At 55.1% G+C, this 17682-nt stretch carries 11 protein-coding genes and 2 tRNA genes; 4 read left to right on the top strand and 9 right to left on the bottom strand.

Annotation, left to right across the window (positions count from 1 at the left end; all coding sequences use genetic code 11):
- Window positions 1-142: 142 nt before the first annotated feature.
- On the top strand, window positions 143-862 hold the full coding sequence (locus B3Z49_RS06900) for a Bax inhibitor-1/YccA family protein (RefSeq protein ID WP_008888536.1): 720 nt from the start codon (window positions 143-145) through the stop codon (window positions 860-862).
- Between the two features lie 83 nt (window positions 863-945).
- Here the strand turns inward: B3Z49_RS06900 and B3Z49_RS06895 are convergent, their stop codons facing one another.
- From B3Z49_RS06895 to B3Z49_RS06870, 6 genes are all read right to left on the bottom strand, one after another.
- Window positions 946-2544, bottom strand: a complete 1599-nt coding sequence (locus B3Z49_RS06895) for a hypothetical protein (protein ID WP_296989280.1) — start codon at window positions 2542-2544, stop codon at window positions 946-948.
- A gap of 191 nt (window positions 2545-2735) precedes the next feature.
- The gene (gene htpX, locus B3Z49_RS06890; RefSeq protein ID WP_296989277.1) at window positions 2736-3737 is read right to left on the bottom strand and encodes a zinc metalloprotease HtpX; all 1002 of its coding nucleotides are present in this window, start codon (window positions 3735-3737) and stop codon (window positions 2736-2738) included.
- Between the two features lie 209 nt (window positions 3738-3946).
- The gene (locus B3Z49_RS06885; RefSeq protein ID WP_296989274.1) at window positions 3947-7126 is read right to left on the bottom strand and encodes an efflux RND transporter permease subunit; all 3180 of its coding nucleotides are present in this window, start codon (window positions 7124-7126) and stop codon (window positions 3947-3949) included.
- A 38-nt stretch (window positions 7127-7164) separates the two neighbouring features.
- Entirely contained in the window at window positions 7165-8340 is a 1176-nt protein-coding gene (locus B3Z49_RS06880) for an efflux RND transporter periplasmic adaptor subunit (RefSeq protein ID WP_296989272.1), read from the bottom strand.
- A gap of 135 nt (window positions 8341-8475) precedes the next feature.
- Complete coding sequence (locus tag B3Z49_RS06875) at window positions 8476-9114, bottom strand: TetR/AcrR family transcriptional regulator (protein WP_008888541.1); 639 nt, start codon at window positions 9112-9114, stop codon at window positions 8476-8478.
- A gap of 292 nt (window positions 9115-9406) precedes the next feature.
- Window positions 9407-14242 (bottom strand): NAD-glutamate dehydrogenase, encoded by a 4836-nt coding sequence (locus B3Z49_RS06870; RefSeq protein ID WP_296989268.1) that lies wholly within the window; start codon window positions 14240-14242, stop codon window positions 9407-9409.
- A 632-nt stretch (window positions 14243-14874) separates the two neighbouring features.
- On the opposite strand from B3Z49_RS06870, the gene fabI reads away from it, so the two are divergent.
- A complete protein-coding gene (gene fabI / locus B3Z49_RS06865; RefSeq protein WP_286792739.1) occupies window positions 14875-15633 on the top strand; it encodes an enoyl-ACP reductase FabI in 759 nt (252 codons plus the stop codon).
- 21 nt (window positions 15634-15654) lie between these two features.
- On the opposite strand, the gene B3Z49_RS06860 is transcribed toward fabI, so the two are convergent.
- The 3 genes from B3Z49_RS06860 to B3Z49_RS06850 form a co-directional block, all read right to left on the bottom strand.
- Window positions 15655-16296, bottom strand: coding sequence for a DUF488 family protein (locus B3Z49_RS06860; protein ID WP_296989265.1), 642 nt, complete (start codon window positions 16294-16296; stop codon window positions 15655-15657).
- A gap of 110 nt (window positions 16297-16406) precedes the next feature.
- Window positions 16407-16481, bottom strand: a tRNA-Gly gene (locus tag B3Z49_RS06855).
- A gap of 37 nt (window positions 16482-16518) precedes the next feature.
- Window positions 16519-16593, bottom strand: a tRNA-Gly gene (locus tag B3Z49_RS06850).
- Between the two features lie 218 nt (window positions 16594-16811).
- Between B3Z49_RS06850 and B3Z49_RS06845 the strand changes: the two genes are divergently transcribed.
- Window positions 16812-17330 carry a prolyl-tRNA synthetase associated domain-containing protein gene (locus B3Z49_RS06845; RefSeq protein WP_296989262.1) on the top strand — a complete coding sequence of 173 codons (519 nt, stop codon included), beginning with the start codon at window positions 16812-16814 and terminating at the stop codon, window positions 17328-17330.
- Window positions 17331-17464: 134 nt separating this feature from the next.
- A partial coding sequence (locus tag B3Z49_RS06840) for a thioredoxin family protein (RefSeq protein ID WP_296989260.1) occupies window positions 17465-17682 on the top strand: 218 nt, incomplete at its 3' end.

The raw sequence follows: 17682 nt of genomic DNA, 5'->3' as shown, positions 1-17682 counted from the left end.
GTGAACAAGTTCACATCTGACGGCGGCCCGGAGTTGCACAATCTGTCAAAACGTTGCTTTTCCCGGAAATCCTGCCATATTTTGATCATCGCAGAATTGTATACCTATGTTCTGCTCACAATTGGATCAAAGAGGGATTTCAATGGCTTTTGAAACGCGTCAACGCGGCTATGACGTCTCGGTTGGCCGGTCGGCGGCCGAGATCGATGAAGGTCTCCGCGCCTATATGCTGCGTGTCTATAACTACATGGCATCCGCACTTGCCCTGACCGGTATCGTGGCAATGGCTGTGTCGACCAGCCCGACCCTGATGCAGGCTATTTTCGGCACCGGACTGCACTGGATTGTCATGCTGGCCCCGATCGGGCTTGTGTTCTTCCTGAGCGCGCGCATCCACAAGATGAGCTTTGGTGCCGCACAGGCGACATTCTGGATCTACGCCGCAATGATGGGTCTGTCCCTTGCGTCGATCTTCCTGGTTTATACCGGTGAGTCGATCGCGCGCACGTTCTTCATCACCGCGGGTACCTTTGGTGCGATGAGCCTGTTTGGCTATACCACCAAGAAAGACCTTTCGGGCTGGGGCAGCTTCCTGTTCATGGGCCTGATCGGTATCATCATCGCAATGGTGGTGAACATCTTCCTTGCCAGCACGATGCTGCAGTTCGTCATTTCGGCGGCTGGTGTTCTGATCTTCACGGGCCTTACCGCCTATGACACCCAGCGCATCAAGGAAGAATATCACGAGCATGACGATGCAACGACCGCAGGCAAAAAAGCCCTGTTCGGTGCGCTGCGTCTGTACCTTGATTTCGTGAACCTGTTCATCATGCTGCTGCACTTCTTTGGCAATCGCGAATAGAAGTTGCCCGGCAGTCGCAGTCAAAACCCCCGCAGCATCCGCTGCGGGGGTTTCTTTTTGTCTTGTCTTTGCTCAGGATGGGCTCAGGACGCGTTTGCCGTGTCTTTGCCAAGGCCACCGGTTGCGTCCATAAGCGTCTTGCGATGTCCAAGCTGCGACAGAAAGTTTTCCGAGCGGGTAAAGCCGCCCGACGCAGCACGCGCAGCCCCCTTTGCACCGGCTTCGTTAAATGCCTCGTAGGCCTGTGAATAGCTCATCCGGGCGTGGGTGAGCATTTCGATATCCTTGTGCAGATTGCCATTGGTCAGATAGACGGTGGCAAGCGCAAACATGATCCGACCCCAGATATAGGGATGATCGCGCCGCGTGCAGACTTTAAGGGCCGCCTGAAAAACCGGGACAACCTGCGTATCGGGAATGGTCACATCGCGAATGGTGGCAGACGATACAATCGCATCCGCCAGACCATAGGCGATCAACGCATAAAGCGGGCCGTGAACGCGTGCATTGATCATGCCAAGCGCCCGGCGGTAATGCCCAGCACCCTTGTCCACGATCTGGGCATTTTCCTTGTCCTTGCCGGTCAGGACCATGGCCTCGCCAAGTTTGCAGATCGAAAGGGCACGATCCACCGGCGAGCCCATCGAAAGTTCGATCCTGCGTTCCAGCATGCGCCAGATCGCAATCGACAACTCGCCAGAGCGCGCCTTGAGGTTTGCAATCAGTGACCAGTTCACAAGTGATCCATAAAGGGCGAGTGCGGCCGTGGTGCGGGGATCGACCTTGGAAAAATCCGTTACGCGATCAAGCAATTCCGAAAGCTGGTTGGTTGGTGCGGCCGGATCATTTTCCGCCAGAGCTTCGCCCTTGAGCCCGGTTGGTGCGGCGGTTTTTCCGGTGGCGGCCACCGGTTTTTCGGCAATATCGGCCACCATCTGGCGGATATAGGGTTCCATGACGCGAAGCGCACTTGCGCAATAGGAACGATCACCGGTTTCCGACAGGACAAACGCCCCGAACCCATAGGCCAGCGCCGCACCGGCGCCAGCGTGCGAAAAGACTTCTCCGCCCAGAACGCGGTCCTGAAGGTCTTCCATGATCGCCGCCAGACGCGCAATCTGAAGGGCGCGCTGTTCGCCGCCCCGGGATGTCAGGACAAGCTGCGCGTTCAACAGCACCCGCAATGCCTCGGCAACGTCGGAATGGGTCGGCTGACGGAAGATATAGGTCTGGGGCAGCATCAGGTCATAAAGCGACGATGTCAGGGCGTCGCTGACCAGATAAAGGTTAAGATACCCGGTGCTGGCATCCTGACGCCCCCAGAAGACCGTATCGGCATCCTTGCGGTGCGCCATATTAAGAACGCTTAGTTGCGCTTCGCGTATGGCCTGAAACGGATCGGCTGCATCAGGATTTGGTGTAAAGAACTGATCAATCCGGATCCCTTCGCTTTCGGGGACGGACGAGACAGCGGCTGTCACGATATCTGAAATATCATCAACGGAACTTGCACCGATATGGGCGTTGGGTTCAGCAGGCGTGAAGCGGGCGATGGCATATCGGCACAGGACATCATCTGTCGCCAGAATATCTCTGGGAGCACCCCCCGTATCATCGACAGTATCGGCACCTGTGATCAAGGATTTGAACACAAGGCCAACCATTGACCAGAAACCAGCCATTGTTGTCCTTATCTGTTCCCTGCTTCTCGGAGCCTGAACAGCAGGGATCTCAAGACTTTAGTAGGAACATTTTCGTCTTACAAATCAGGTTGGTCAATGGCGTGGGTTGTCATTTCACTCATACCGAAGAATAGGGTGCACGATCCCAAAAAGGGTGAAATGACATCCAACAAAACAGTGTTTTACCGGGTTCAGGACTCCCAAGGCCGTTTGCGCTGTCGCGATGCGTTGGGCGTGGAAGAAGCGGTTTTTGATGAATTTCGACCCCAAGGGCCGAGGGATGGGGCCGCCTTGGCAACACCGGCACCCTGCCCTGCCGGACGGCCCGGTGCATTACTTGCAGACTTACCTGACATTTCCGTCAGGCGCGCAATACGGTTGGCCATGTTGGGGTGGGTTGAAAACAGGTTATCAACACCTTTGCCCGACAGCGGGTTGGCAATGTACATATGGGCCATCGCCGGGTTGCGTTCGGCTTCCATGTTCGGGATGGCGTGAACACCCTTATCCAGCTTGTTCAGCGCACTGGCCAGCCACATCGGATGGCCACAGATTTCTGCCCCGATCTTGTCGGCTTCATATTCACGGGTGCGCGAAATTGCCATTTGCACGATCATCGCCCCCAAGGGTGCGAGAATGGCAATCAGGATCATGCCGATCCCGCCCAGCGGGTTATTGTTGTCGCGGTTGCCGCCAAACATGCCGGCAAACATTGCGAAGTTGGCCAATGCGGAAATCGCCCCGGCGATGGTCGCGGTGATGGTCATGGTCAGGGTATCGCGGTTTTTGACGTGGGCCAGTTCATGGGCCATGACGCCAGCGATTTCGTTGCGATCAAGCAGTTTGAGCAACCCTGTGGTCGCCGCCACCGCCGCGTTTTCCGGGTTTCGCCCCGTGGCAAAGGCATTGGGCTGCGGGTTTTCAATCACATAGACTTTGGGCATCGGCAGGTCGGCATTGCGCGCAAGGTCACGCACCATCGCCACCAGTTCGGGGGCTGTTTTGTCATCGACCTGCCGGGCACTGCGCATACGCAGCAGCATCGCGTCCGAATTCCAATAGGCGAACACATTCATGGCGGCTGCAAACAGCAGCGCGATAATCATGCCCTGTTGGCCGCCAATCATCATGCCGACCGCGCCAAACAGCGCCGTCAATCCGGCCAGCAACAAACCTGTACGCACATAGTTCATGGTCGAAAACCCTTATCGACAAACATTCCGACCGAAAGATAAGGCGAAGTCCGGCCAAGGCAAGGGCCATCAGACCAAACTGAGATATGGCTCACATCAGAAAACCAAAACGGGGCCGACTTGCGTCAGCCCCGTTCGGGAATTTAAAACAGCCGGACCGGCGGGGTCGGGGGAAAAAGACGGTCCGGCTGTTTATGCAACGATATCGGTCACTCCGCAGGCTGGTGTGTTTCAGCCTCATCAAGTGAACGAACGTCGTTGCGCCGGCCAATCATGCGTACAAGAACATAAAAGACCGGGGTCAGGATCAGGCCAAATATCGTCACGCCCAGCATGCCCGAGAACACGGCAATACCAATCGCGTGGCGCATCTCGGCACCGGCACCACTGGACAGAACCAGCGGGACGACACCCATGATGAAGGCCAGTGAAGTCATCAGGATCGGGCGCAGACGAAGGCGGCTGGCCTCGATTGCGGCCTGAACGGTGCTGCGGCCCTGATGTTCAAGTTCGCGGGCGAACTCGACAATCAGGATGGCGTTCTTTGATGCCAATCCGGCCAGCACAAACAAGCTGATTTGGGTGAAGATGTTATTATCACCCCCGAACAGATAGACACCAAAGATGGCAGACAGGATGCTCATCGGGACGATCAGGATCACCGCCAATGGCATGGTCAGGCTTTCATATTGCGCCGCCAACACCAGGAACACGAGCAGGATACAGATCGGGAAGACAAAGATCGCTGTATTGCCGGCCAGGATCTGCTGATAGGTCAGCTCCGTCCATTCATAGGACATGCCCGGCGGCAAGGTTTCATCAAGGATCTTGGTGATCGCCGCCTGTGCATCGCCACTGGAGTATCCCGGTGCCGCGTTGCCATTCAGATCGGCAGAACGGAACGCGTTATAGCGCATTGCCGTATCCGGCCCGAATGTTTCGGAAACCGACAGCACAGAACCAAGCGGCACCATATCACCATCTGCGTTACGCGTTTGCAGACGCAGGATGTCATCGGGGCTTGAACGGTATGGCTTGTCTGCCTGTGCGATCACCTGATAGGTGCGGCCAAAGGCATTGAAGTCATTGACATACATCGACCCGAGATAAACCTGCATGGTCCGGAAGATCTCATCAACCGGGATGCCAAGTTGCTGGACCTTGGTACGGTCAAGCGTTGCCTGAAGCTGTGGTACGTTGATGTTATAGCTTGAAAACACACCGGTCAGTTCCGGTGCGGCCCATGCCTTGGCAAGGACCTGTTTCATCGCATCATCAAGCGCGCGATACCCCTGATCGGAACGATCCTGTACCTGAAGCTTGAAACCACCGACAGTGCCAAGCCCCTGTACCGGCGGTGCCGGGAAGATGGCGACAAAGGCCTCGTCAATCGCGCCAAATTTCTGCTGGAGCTTGCCGGCGATGGCAAGACCCGACAGATCATCGCTTTTGCGTTCGGCAAAGTCCGTCAGCGTGACAAAGACGATGCCGGCACTTGAGCTGTTCACAAAGCCGTTGATTGAAAGCCCCGGGAAGGCCACAGCACTTTCAACACCAGGTTCGCGAAGCGCGATGTCAGACATTTCACGAATGACGTCTTCGGTCCGGTCCAGCGTCGCGCCCTGCGGCAACTGGGCGAAGCTGACAAGATATTGCTTGTCCTGAAGCGGTACGAAGCCTGTCGGCAGGATCTGGAAGCCCTGATAGGTCAGGGCCAGAAGACCGACATAAAGCACCATCATGATGGCCTTTACACCCAGCAGGCGTTTCACACCACCGGCGTAAAGATCGGTGCTGCGGTTAAAGAAGCGGTTGAAGGCGCGGAAGAACCAGCCAAAGACAAAGTCCATCCCGCGTGTCAGCCAATCTTTTGGCCCGTCGTGACTGCGCAAAAGGACTGCTGACAAGGCCGGGCTCAGCGTCAGTGAGTTGACAGTGGAAATGATCGTGGCAATCGCGATGGTCAGGGCAAATTGCTGATAGAACTGGCCGGTCAGGCCGGAAATAAAGGCAATCGGCACAAATACACCGGTGATGACAAGCGAGGTCGCAATGATCGGCCCGGTGACTTCGCGCATGGCAGCAACCGTTGCATCACGCGGTGAAAGACCACGTTCGATGTTACGTTCAACGTTTTCGACGACGACAATCGCATCATCGACCACGATCCCGATGGCCAGGATCAAGCCAAACAGCGACAGCACGTTGATCGAAAAGCCCATCAGAAGCATCAGCGCAAAGGTACCGATGATCGATACCGGCACGGCCAGCAACGGAATGATCGAGGCACGCCATGTCTGCAAGAACACTGTCACCACGACAACCACAAGGGCGACCGCCTCAAGCAATGTCATGATGACCGACTTGATCGAACCACGGACAAACACGGTCGGGTCATAGACAATCGAGTAATCGAGATCGTCCGGGAAGTTCTGTTTGAGTTCTTCCATGGTGGCGCGGACGTTGCTTGAAATATCAAGTGCGTTCGAGCCCGGCGATGCAAAGATCGGGATTGCCACCGCCGGCTTGTTATCAAGCAGTGAGCGCAGCGCATATTGCTGGGCTTCCATTTCGATGCGCGCAACATCGCCCAAACGCGTAATCGTGCCGTCAGTTTCGCGTTTGATGATGATGTTTTCGAACTCTTCGGGGCTTTCCAGACGACCGCTGATATTGATCGGCAACTGGAACTGCACGCCAGTGTCATAAGGCGCACCACCAATGATGCCGGCTGCGACCTGTACGTTCTGGCTTTGGATGGCTGAAACCACCTCGCCCGCGGTCAGGTTACGTTCGGCAACCTTGTCGGGGTTGAGCCAGACACGCATGGCATAATCGCCCGAGCCAAACAGCCCGACCTGTCCGACACCGGTGATACGCGCCAGACGGTCACGGACATTCAGCGTCGCGTAGTTCCGCAAATACAGCATGTCATAGCGTTCATTGGGCGAACGCAAATGCACGACCATCGTCAGATCAGGCGAACGTTTGGACACCGTCACGCCAAGTTGGCGCACGATATCAGGCAGGCGCGGTTCGGCCTGTGAAACGCGGTTCTGGACTTTTTGCTGGGCCAGATCCGGGTCGGTGCCGATTTCAAACGTCACCGTCAGGGACAGATTGCCGTCGGTGGTGGCCAGTGAGTTGATATAAAGCATCCCCTCAACCCCGTTGATCTGCTCTTCAAGCGGGGAGGCAACGGTTTCGGAAATCTCGGCCGGGTTTGCACCGGGGAATTTGGCTTCGACCACGATCGAGGGCGGCACGACTTCCGGATATTCGGAAATCGGCAAACGCCACATGGCAATCAGGCCCGCCAACAAGATCAGGACGGACAGGACGCCAGCAAAGATCGGGCGATCCACAAAAAAGCGGGAAAGATTCTGCATGTTTTTCAGCCTTGCTTTAAAGCGCAGTCACACATCGATTACGATGCGGAGGCCTGCAGAATTTCCGGCGCGACAGGCATACCCGGCCGAACCTTCATGATGCCATTGACGATCACCAGATCACCTTCGTTCAGACCCGACGTCACAATGCGCATGCCATTGATCTCAGACCCCAGCGTTACCTGACGATAGGCAACCGTATTGTCGGGTTCGACAACATAGACAAACTTGCGGTCCTGGTCGGTGCTGACAGCTTCTGGCGAGACCAGGATGACGTTGCTTTTGGCCAATGTACCAACCTCAAGGCTGGCAAAGGTGCCGGGCAGAAGACTGCCATCAAGGTTATCAAACAGCGCACGGGTCCGGATGGTGCCGGTCCGCGGATCAATACGGTTGTCAAAGCTGTGCACGTGACCGGACACATGACGACCATTCGACAACGTCATATTGACCGGAATGGTTTGGGCCGCAGCATCGACTTTGCCGCTGTCGCCAAGACTTGCAAAGAAGGTCTGCTCATCCAGGTCGAAGTCGGCATAGATTTTACCGGTTGAGACAATCGTGGTCAGGACCGGGGCATTGGGGCCGGCATTGACCTGGTTGCCGACGGTCAGCTCAACCCGGCTGACACGGCCATTGATTGGTGCTTTGACATAAGCGTGATCAAGCTGGATTTCGGCCAGTTCAAGTTTCGCCCTGGCGCGGCTGACGTCACTTTGAGCAACCTGATGGGTGCTGAGACGTTCGTCATAGACGCGCTTGGAAACCGTGCCGTTGGAAACGAGCTTCTCGGCGCGTTCCTTTTCCTTTTTCGCCAGCGACAGGTTCTGCTGGGCAGCGGCCAGTTCGGCGCGGGCTTCGTCGACCGCGGCCTGATAACTGCGCGGGTCAATCACGGCAAGGATGTCACCCTCGTTGACCAACTCACCGTCTTCAAAAAGGATTTCGACAATCGCACCACTGACCTGCGGGCGCAGCTGGACTTCCTCGACCGCACTCAGACGGCCGGAAAAGTTGCTCCAGAGGCGGACAGATTGCGTTTTGACACCCGATACGGTGACCGGGGTTGCCGGAGGGGCTGCTTGTTCGGTTTGAACCGCGACCTCATCAGCGGCGGATCCGGTGATATGCAGACCATATCCACCGGCGGCAGCAACCAGCGCCAAGGCAGCAGCTGGCAGCAAAATTTTGCGTTTTGATCGAGACTGCATCATTCCATCTTCCAAATAGGTTACGCCGCGCACAGGCAGCACGTTTGGAAGAAAAATGGATACCGATCGGTATGTTTGCAAGTGAATTTAGAGAAAAAAGTGAACTATTTTCTCTGGACAACGAAATTTACAGAGGATTTACGCGGCTGTTTCCGCGTCTACATCCCTGTATTTGCACTGCAAATTAAGGATTCGGCAGATGCCGTTACGAATGTCAGACCGAACGGTATCAAGATCATTGAAAACCTGGCCATAGGTCAGCAAACCGTGAACATACTGGAAAATCAATCGCGCCAAAGTTGTGGCATCACCATCTTCACCCAGCATGCCCTCGCCTTTCAGGCCGCGCACCATGGACGCCAGATATTTGATCTGTTCTTCGGCAAGTTCGCGCGAACAGGCCTGGATCGGCTCATCTTCCGGGCCGACCTGACCACCGGCGGTGAAAATCGGGCAGACACAAACTTCGTTTTCCCCAGGGACGGCATAGCGTTCCTGCTTGTTGCAAATGAGCTCGATATAGCTGTTAAGCTGTTCAAGCGGCGGGACATCCGGGGAAAAGATGGCGCGAAGCTCGTCCTTGCCCTTTTCCCAGTGATGGCGGGCGGCTGCAGCAAACAGCTCTGCCTTGCTGTCAAAGTGATGATAGAACGCACCCTTTGTTACCCCGGCATGCTTGCATACATCACTGACGCCAACGTCGTGGTAACTGCGTGTTGCCAATAGCTCCATCGCCGTTTCAAGCAGCTTGATCCGGGTTTCTGTGGCGTTCCTCATAACATTAACCTGTTTTGTTTATATGTCTCAGATATACATACCGGTTGGTACTTTTCAAGGAATACACCGGCAATATTTTGATCCCATCATATAATAATGGCAGCAGAATGACAGGATTTCCCATTAATTTCCGTGATCTAGCGCAAATCGCGCTGCATCGCCTTTTTTGCCGTTAAGGCGGTATGTTTTCTCAACGACACTATGAGCACAGGCCATTGATTGAAAATAAAAGAAGGGCGCCCGTTGCAGGCGCCCTTCCAGTTTTTAAAACCAGGTCTTTCGACCCGTCACATCAGGCCCCGATCAAGGCGCGGATCTGACGGTTGGCCACCGTGATCATGGCAAGATCGATTTGACCGGCTGAACGCAGTTCATTGATCAGATCATCACAGCGTGCGCAACCACGCTGACGATCTTGCACCCAGATATCGACAAGGTCGGAACCGGACGAGCCTTTTTTGCCCGCAGCCAGAACCGAACGGGTCAGTTCGCGCTGATGCCCGAACAGATCGTCGATCACTGCAGCACGTGCCAGTTTCTGCCAATGGGTATCGGCTTCGATCGACTCGGCGGCAGAGCGCATCAAGCCCAACTGGAAACGTGCGCCGACTGCGAAATAGGTGGCCGACACTTCGATAACATCGCGACCGGTTGCCTCGGCGATACGAACCACGTCACAGATCGCCACCAACTGGGTTGCAGACGCCACACGCCAGGCGAGGTCGTCGGGAACACCTTGGGCGACCAGCGATTTGGCCTTTTGTTCCAGCGCCTTGCGTGCAGCAGCGTCCTCGGGGACGATTTCATCAAAGCTTTCAATCACCTTGGAAACCGCCGGGCGGAACATCTCGATCTTTGCGCCGACATTAAGCTCCTCGCAATTGCGCAGGAACCACTGGGTAACATCGTTCACCATGCGATTGATTTCGCGGAACATGCTGGTCTGAAGTTTCGCCAGCACGACGTTATCAAGCGCTTCGATGCCTTCCCACATTTCGCGCAGCCCAAAGACAGACCGCGTGATCAGATAACCGCGCGACACATCAACTGCCGACATGCCGGTGGCTTCCATCATGTCATGGACAAACGTGCCACCAACCCGGTTGACCAGACTGTTGGTGGCCACGGTCGCAATGATTTCGCGTCTCAGACGATGATTTGAAATTGCGCTTGCGTATTTCTTGCGAAGCGGTGTCGGGAAGTAGCGCACCAGTTCCTCGACCAGAACCGGATCATCGGGCAAATCGGACTCAAGAATTTCGTCATAGAGCCACAGCTTTGCATAGGGCATCAGAACCGAGACTTCCGGACGAGTCAGGCCTTCATGCGCGTTGGCACGACGGGTGAGTTCCTCGTCATCGGGAAGGTATTCAATTTCCCGGTTCAGGCGCCCTTCGCGTTCGAGCATGCGGATCAAACGGACCTGTGCATCAAGAATATCGGCCTTTTCCGCATCAGCATTCGAGATGGCCTGGCTTTGCAGATAGTTATCGCGCAGCACCAGTTCACCGACCTCGTCGGTCATGTCGACAAGCAACTTGTTGCGTTGCTTTTCGGTCATGTCGCCAGCCGCAACCACTTCGCCCACGAGGATCTTGATATTAACCTCGTGGTCCGAGCAGTTAACACCCGCCGCGTTGTCAATTGCATCGGTATTCAGGCGACCACCGGCATGGGCATATTCGATACGGCCCCGCTGGGTCGCACCAAGATTTGCCCCCTCGCCAATAACCTTTGCGTGGACTTCGCGACCATTGATGCGGATGGCATCGTTGGCACGGTCACCGGCATCGGCGTTGGTTTCAAGACTGGATTTGATATAGGTCCCGATCCCGCCAAACCACAAAAGTTCGACATCGGACTTCAGGATGGCCTTCATCATATCAGCCGGGGTGACCTTGCCACTATCCAGTCCGAGGACTTTGCGAACTTCGGGTGACGGATCAAGGGTCTTGGCCTTGCGATCAAAGATGTCGCCACCCTTGGACAGGACCTTCTTGTCATAATCGGTCCAGCTTGAACGCGGCATGTCAAACAGGCGTTTGCGCTCAGCAAAGCTTTTGGCCGGGTCCGGGTCAGGATCGACGAAGATGTGCATGTGGTTGAAGGCAGCAACGAGTTTGATCTGCTCTGACAGCAGCATGCCGTTACCAAACACGTCACCCGACATATCGCCGACACCGGCAACGGTAAACGGCGTGGTCTGGATATTCTTGCCCATTTCGCGGAAGTGGCGCTTGACCGACTCCCACGCACCCCGGGCGGTAATGCCCATTTTCTTGTGGTCATAGCCCTGTGAGCCGCCCGATGCGAATGCATCATCAAGCCAGAAGCCATAATCACGGGCAACGCCATTGGCGATGTCCGAGAAGGTCGCCGTGCCCTTATCAGCGGCAACAACCAGATAGGGATCATCATCATCCAGACGCACAACGCGTTTTGGCGGCACGATTTCACCGGCAACGATATTGTCGGTTATATCAAGCATCCCGCTCATCAGTGTCTTGTAGCAGGCAATGCCTTCCTCAAGGAACGCTTCACGCGTGCCATCGACCGGCGGACGTTTAACGACAAAGCCGCCCTTGGAGCCGACCGGGACAATAACCGCATTCTTGACCATCTGGGCTTTGACCAGACCGAGGATTTCGGTACGGAAATCTTCCTGACGGTCCGACCAGCGAATGCCGCCGCGGGCCACCGGACCACCACGCAAATGGACGGCCTCAACCCGTGGGGAATAGACAAATATTTCACGCCACGGACGCGGCAGCGGCAAATCTTCGATCACGGCCGAGTTGAATTTGACCGAAAGATAGGATTTCGGATTTCCATCCGCATCATGCTGGAAGAAGTTGGTGCGAAGGGTCGACTGCACCAGATTGAGGAAGGCGCGCAAGATGCGGTCTTCATCCGGGTTCATCACGTCTTCGAGGCGGCTGATGATATCAGCCTCAATCGCTGCGACCTCGTCGCCCTTGGCCGAATCGCGATCCGGATCAAAGCGCGCAATAAACAGCGACACCAGGGCGGACGCCAGCGCCGGATTGTTGGCGAGCGTCTTGGCCATATAAGCCTGCGAGAAAGCCGATCCGGTCTGGCGGGTATAGCGGGCATAGGCGCGCAGAATCACCACTTCGCGCCAGTTCAGATTGCCCAGCAGCACAAGGCGGTTAAACGCATCATTTTCAACTTCGCCATGCCAAATGCGGACAAACAGTTCCTGGAACTTGTTGCGCACATCATGGAGGCTGAACTCGCCGTCAACCTCGACCCCGAAATCATGGATGCGAACATCAATCCCGACGTCACGCGGACTGACCGTGAAGGGATTTTCGGTAATGACCTTAAGCCCCATATTCTCCAACATAGGCAGGACATCCGAAAGCGGCACCGGCGCACCGGGATTATAGATCTTGAAGCGCAGTTCATTTTCGGCAGCTTCGATCGGGCGATAAAGGTTTACCCGCAGGTCATTGGCATTAATGACCTCCTCGATGCGTTCAATATCAAGCTCGGCACTTTCGACCGTGAAGCGTTCACGATATTCCGTCGAGAAGCTTTCGCCATAACGACGGTGCAGCGCCAGGCCGCGTTCCTCACCCAGTTCACGCACAAGGACCTGACGCAGGGTATCGGACCAGTCACGGGCCACCTCGACCAGCTGGCGCTCGATATCAGCCACACTGTATTCGGGAAGCTCGCCCGGGTTGGTTTTGACCAACAGGTGCAAGCGCGCAAGCGGGCTGTCGCCGATCAGGGTGTAGTGCGCCGTGACCTTGCCATCAAAGGCGTTTTCAATCACGGTCTGGAACTTCAGGCGCAGCTTGGTTGTAAAGCGATCGCGCGGGCAGAACAGCTGACAGGAGACGAACCGTTCAAACGCATCGCGGCGCACGAACAACGCAATGCGTTGACGTTCCTGCAGATGCAGGATGCCCATGCACGTATGATACAGATCGTCCAGATCGACCTGGAACAGCTCGTCACGCGGATAGGTTTCCAGAATGTTGACCAGTGCCTTGCCATCGTGACTTGCTGGCGGGAAACCGGCACGTTTGACGGTTTCGGCAAGCTTCATACGCAGAAGCGGGATCAGACGCGGGGACAGGTTATAGGCGACCGAAGTAAACAGGCCGACGAACAGATGCTGACCAACGACCTTGCCCTTGGCATCGAACTGTTTGACGACAATCGTATCAAGATGCACAGGACGGTGAACCGTCGACTGCTTGTTGGCCTTGGTCACCATCAGCAGGTTCGGCTTGGCGACGAAATCCTGGACCTCGGCTGAAAGGTTGCCAATCTGGCGCAACTCATCAAAGACATGGGTTCCTTCGCGCGACAAAATGCCGAGCTGATTTTTGACCTCGACATCCACCGGGCCCTTTTTGCCAGCATTTTTAAAGCTGTATTCCCGGTAACCCAGGAAGGTGAAGTGGTCATTGTGCAGCCATCCAAGGAAGTCCTGCACTTCGCGACGGTCCTCGTCTGGCGCGCCTGCCTTGACGTCGCCAATCTCATCAAGAACTTCGGTGACCTTTTTAAGCATCGGCTGCCAGTCGCGCACAGCAAGTGCGACGTCGGTCAGACTGTTTTCAAGTGCGTCATGGACCTTGGCCAGAACGTCCTTGTCGGTCTGCTCGTCGATTTCGACATGCATGACCGATTCACGCGGATCATTGGTTTCTTCAACGCTGGCAACGCTTTGCAATTCACCCTTGTCATCACGGGCAATGCGCATGATCGGGTGGATGACAAGATGAACGGTCAGATCAAGTTCATGCAGGGCGGCTGTCACCGAGTCCACCAGGAACGGCATATCGGTATTGTTGATTTCGATCACCGTGTGATCAGACGTCCAGCCATGTTCTTCGAGATCGGGGTTATAGACCCGGATTTTGGCCGTATCAGCCGAGGGGCGCTTTTGCGCGAATTTGTAAAGTGTAAGTGCCGCGCCATAAAGCGAGTCGACCGAGCGACCCGCCATGTCGTCAGGCGGAACATCCTTATAAAAAAGGCGAACGAATGCTTCTGCACCCTTCGCCGTTTCACCAGACATTCGTTGATGGATCTTTTCGACAACCTTGTCGATGACTTCCCGCTTTGGGTCGCCGTTTCGGGCTTTCATGACCAATTTCCCTTTTTCCCGGCTCTGTTTACCAGAACCGAAACACCGATCTTTGCGACCGGTGTCACACACCACTGATTCAGGGTCTGAACCCAATTAAATGCTTAAAATGGTCGCGAAGCATTTGTGCGGATATAAGGAGCTTTACCGAAGAAAGGCTTGCTGCCTTTCAAGGTGAAACGACGCGATAGCCCGTGCAAATGCTTCCGATCCGAGTGACATCGGGACAACCTGCGACCTGCGTCGTCAACCTCCTTGCCCAGGAAGAACCCTGCGCTGCGGAGCCTTCCTAGCACGCCTTGCTTGTTCTGATGCCATTTCAAACATTTAGTTGGGGTCAGACCCTTTCATTATTTGGGAAGGAAAGCAGGAATTTCCACCATAGACCCACCTGGAAATCCCCTGTGTCCCTTCACGCTTACACATAACGGATCATCTGCCTAAAAACTATGCTTCTGCACAAAAAAAATTCATTTAACCAATAAGCTAGCCTTTGGTCGCCAGATCGTCGGTGGACATCAACTGTCACAGAATTTTGCACTTTTTTGCGGCGCAAAACCCGCTACACTTTGAAATACGCCCCGATTTGAGAATTTCTTCGCACTCGCACATGATCCGAAAGGAACCACGGCATGCTTGAAGGCAAAAAAGGGCTAATCGTCGGAATTGCCAATGAAATGTCCATCGCCTGGGGCTGCGCGCGCGTTTTCAAGCGCGAAGGTGCCGACATCGCGGTGACCTATTTGAACGACAAGGCAAAACGCTTTGTCGAACCATTGGCCAACCAAATCAATGCCCCGATCTTCGTACCACTTGATGTCCGCAATGAGGCACAGGCAGACGCGCTGTTTGCCGAGATCGAACAAAAGTGGGGAAAACTTGATTTCGTGCTGCATTCGATCGCCTTTGCCCCGGCAGATGACCTGCACGGGCGGGTAACCGATTGTTCACGCGACGGGTTTCTGGCGGCGATGGATATATCGTGCCATTCGTTTGCGAGGCTTGCCAAACGGGCAGAGCCATTGATGCGCGATGGCGGTGCGCTTTTGACCGTGACTTATATGGGATCGGAGCGCGTGATTGATCACTATGGGGTCATGGGGCCGGTCAAGGCAGCCCTTGAAAGCACGACTCGCTATATGGCGGCCGAACTGGGCCCGAAAGGCATTCGCTGCCATGCAATTTCACCCGGGCCGCTTTTAACCCGCGCAGCATCCGGGATTGCCGAATTTCAACATCTGATGGACCAGGCTACTGATCGCGCGCCGTCCCGTCGCCTGGTGACAATTGATGAAATTGGCGAATTGGCTGCGTTTTTAGCCAGTGACCGGGCAAAATCGTTGACCGGTGATGTGGTGCATATTGATGGTGGCTACAACATCATGGGCTGAGCCACGGGTTAGCAACGCAGGCTAGCGTCGCTTGATCGCATCCTCGGCCTTGGGGGCGACGCGCTTGATCTGGCGCGCCAACGCAAGTTTGGCTTCGGCATCCGGGTCGGGTGCGACAGCGGCAAAAAGATCGGGGACATCCCCACCATTGATTGCGATCATGCGGGCATCGGTTTCCGCCTGACTTTCAACACGGCCATCGACCAGATGGCAAAGATCGAACCCGGCATCTTTCAGGGCCGGTGTAATCAGAAGCGTGCGATGACAGTCCAGCGGGTCCTTTTCGGCACACATCAGACAGATGCGATATTTTTCCGCCCCCGAAACCAGCCGTTCGATCCCCGATTTGAAATCAGGCCGATCTGCCATCAGGCCATAATCAAGTTGTCCATCAGGATAAAGTTCAGGAACTTGCGGTTTCCCGCCCATCACATCACCCATGAACACATAGGCAATACCATTTTCCCGAAGGAACGGCCCGAAGCTGTCAGAGTCGAATGCCGTCCAATAACTTGATCGTTTGAAGGTCCGAATATCGGCGACCGCCGTGATGCCGTGGGCCTTGAAAAGCGCAAGCAGGCTTTCACGGTCATGGCCCGCATAGCCGACTGTGTAGATCAGGCGCCCTGATGACGTGGATTTTGCATTATTCGGATCAGACATCACAGAAGCACACGACAATTCGCATTTGCTTGCAAGCGCGAAACAGTCGACAGCCTTGGCCCCAATGCAAAAAGACCGCCCCGAAGGACGGCCTTTTAAAACTTTCATCATGGAGCGGGCGAAGAGATTCGAACTCTCGACCCTAACCTTGGCAAGGTTATGCTCTACCCCTGAGCTACGCCCGCATCATCATGAAAGCGATGATATGTGAAACCGGTCTGATGGAGCGGGCGAAGAGATTCGAACTCTCGACCCTAACCTTGGCAAGGTTATGCTCTACCCCTGAGCTACGCCCGCGTTCATCAGATTGTTTCTGCCCCTGTGGAGCGGCGCGGATAATAGCCCAACAAAGAGCGATTGCAACCCTTTTTTCTTTGAAATCGCGACATCAGGAATTTTGGCGGTTTTCCTTGACTTTAAGCGTCCCAATTGTCGAAATCCGACCCAATTTATGCAAATTTGCGTCCGGTTTTGAACTTGGTTATCTTTTGGCGCACAGCCACAAGGGAAAGAGCATGAGTGATCCATCAACCCTGCTTTTCGATCATCTGGCCAAATTGGGTATCGAAACGAAAACACATGAACACGAACCGTTGTTTACGGTTGAGGATTCGCAGGCACTGCGTGGTGACCTGCCGGGGCTTCATTCCAAGAACCTGTTTGTCAAAGACAAGAAGGGCGCGTTGTGGCTGGTGGTTGCCGAGGAAGAGACTGAAATCCGCATGAACCACCTGCACAAGCGGCTGGGATGCGCGCGCCTGTCGTTTGGCAAGCCGGAGCTTCTGATCGAAACGCTTGGCATAAAACCGGGGTCCGTCACCCCCTTTGCATTGCTCAATGATCGGGACCGCAAGGTCAACTTGGCCCTTGATGCCAAGCTTGCCAACGGGGATCTGTTGAACTTTCACCCCTTGCGAAATGACCGCACCACGACAATTTCCTCGGCAGACCTGTTAACCTTCATCGGCTCACTTGGTTATGAGGCGATGATCATTGATTTTGATGCCGAACCCGCCGCGGCTGATGATAAATGAACCACGGACATCTGAGGTAAGCCCTTAAATCTTCTTATATTCAAGTATAAGTGACACGCAATATCACATGGCTGCCTCTTGTCGTCCGGGCATGGCGGTATCATCTAGAATTCAGAATTAGCGAGTGAACAATAATGTCGATCATTCTTGATGCGAATGCGCCGGATGGCGCCACCACCCAAAATCAGGATTCTGACCTGATCAAGGACAGCAGTGTCGAAACCTTCGTCCAGGACGTTATCGAACCATCGATGGAAGTGCCGGTGGTTGTCGATTTCTGGGCGCCATGGTGCGGTCCGTGCAAAAGCCTGACACCGGTGATCGAAAAAGTCACCCGTGAGGCTGGCGGGCG

Source organism: Thalassospira sp. UBA1131, assembly GCF_002311515.1.
Lineage (GTDB): Bacteria > Pseudomonadota > Alphaproteobacteria > Rhodospirillales > Thalassospiraceae > Thalassospira.
This window is presented reverse-complemented; position numbering and strand designations above follow the sequence as displayed.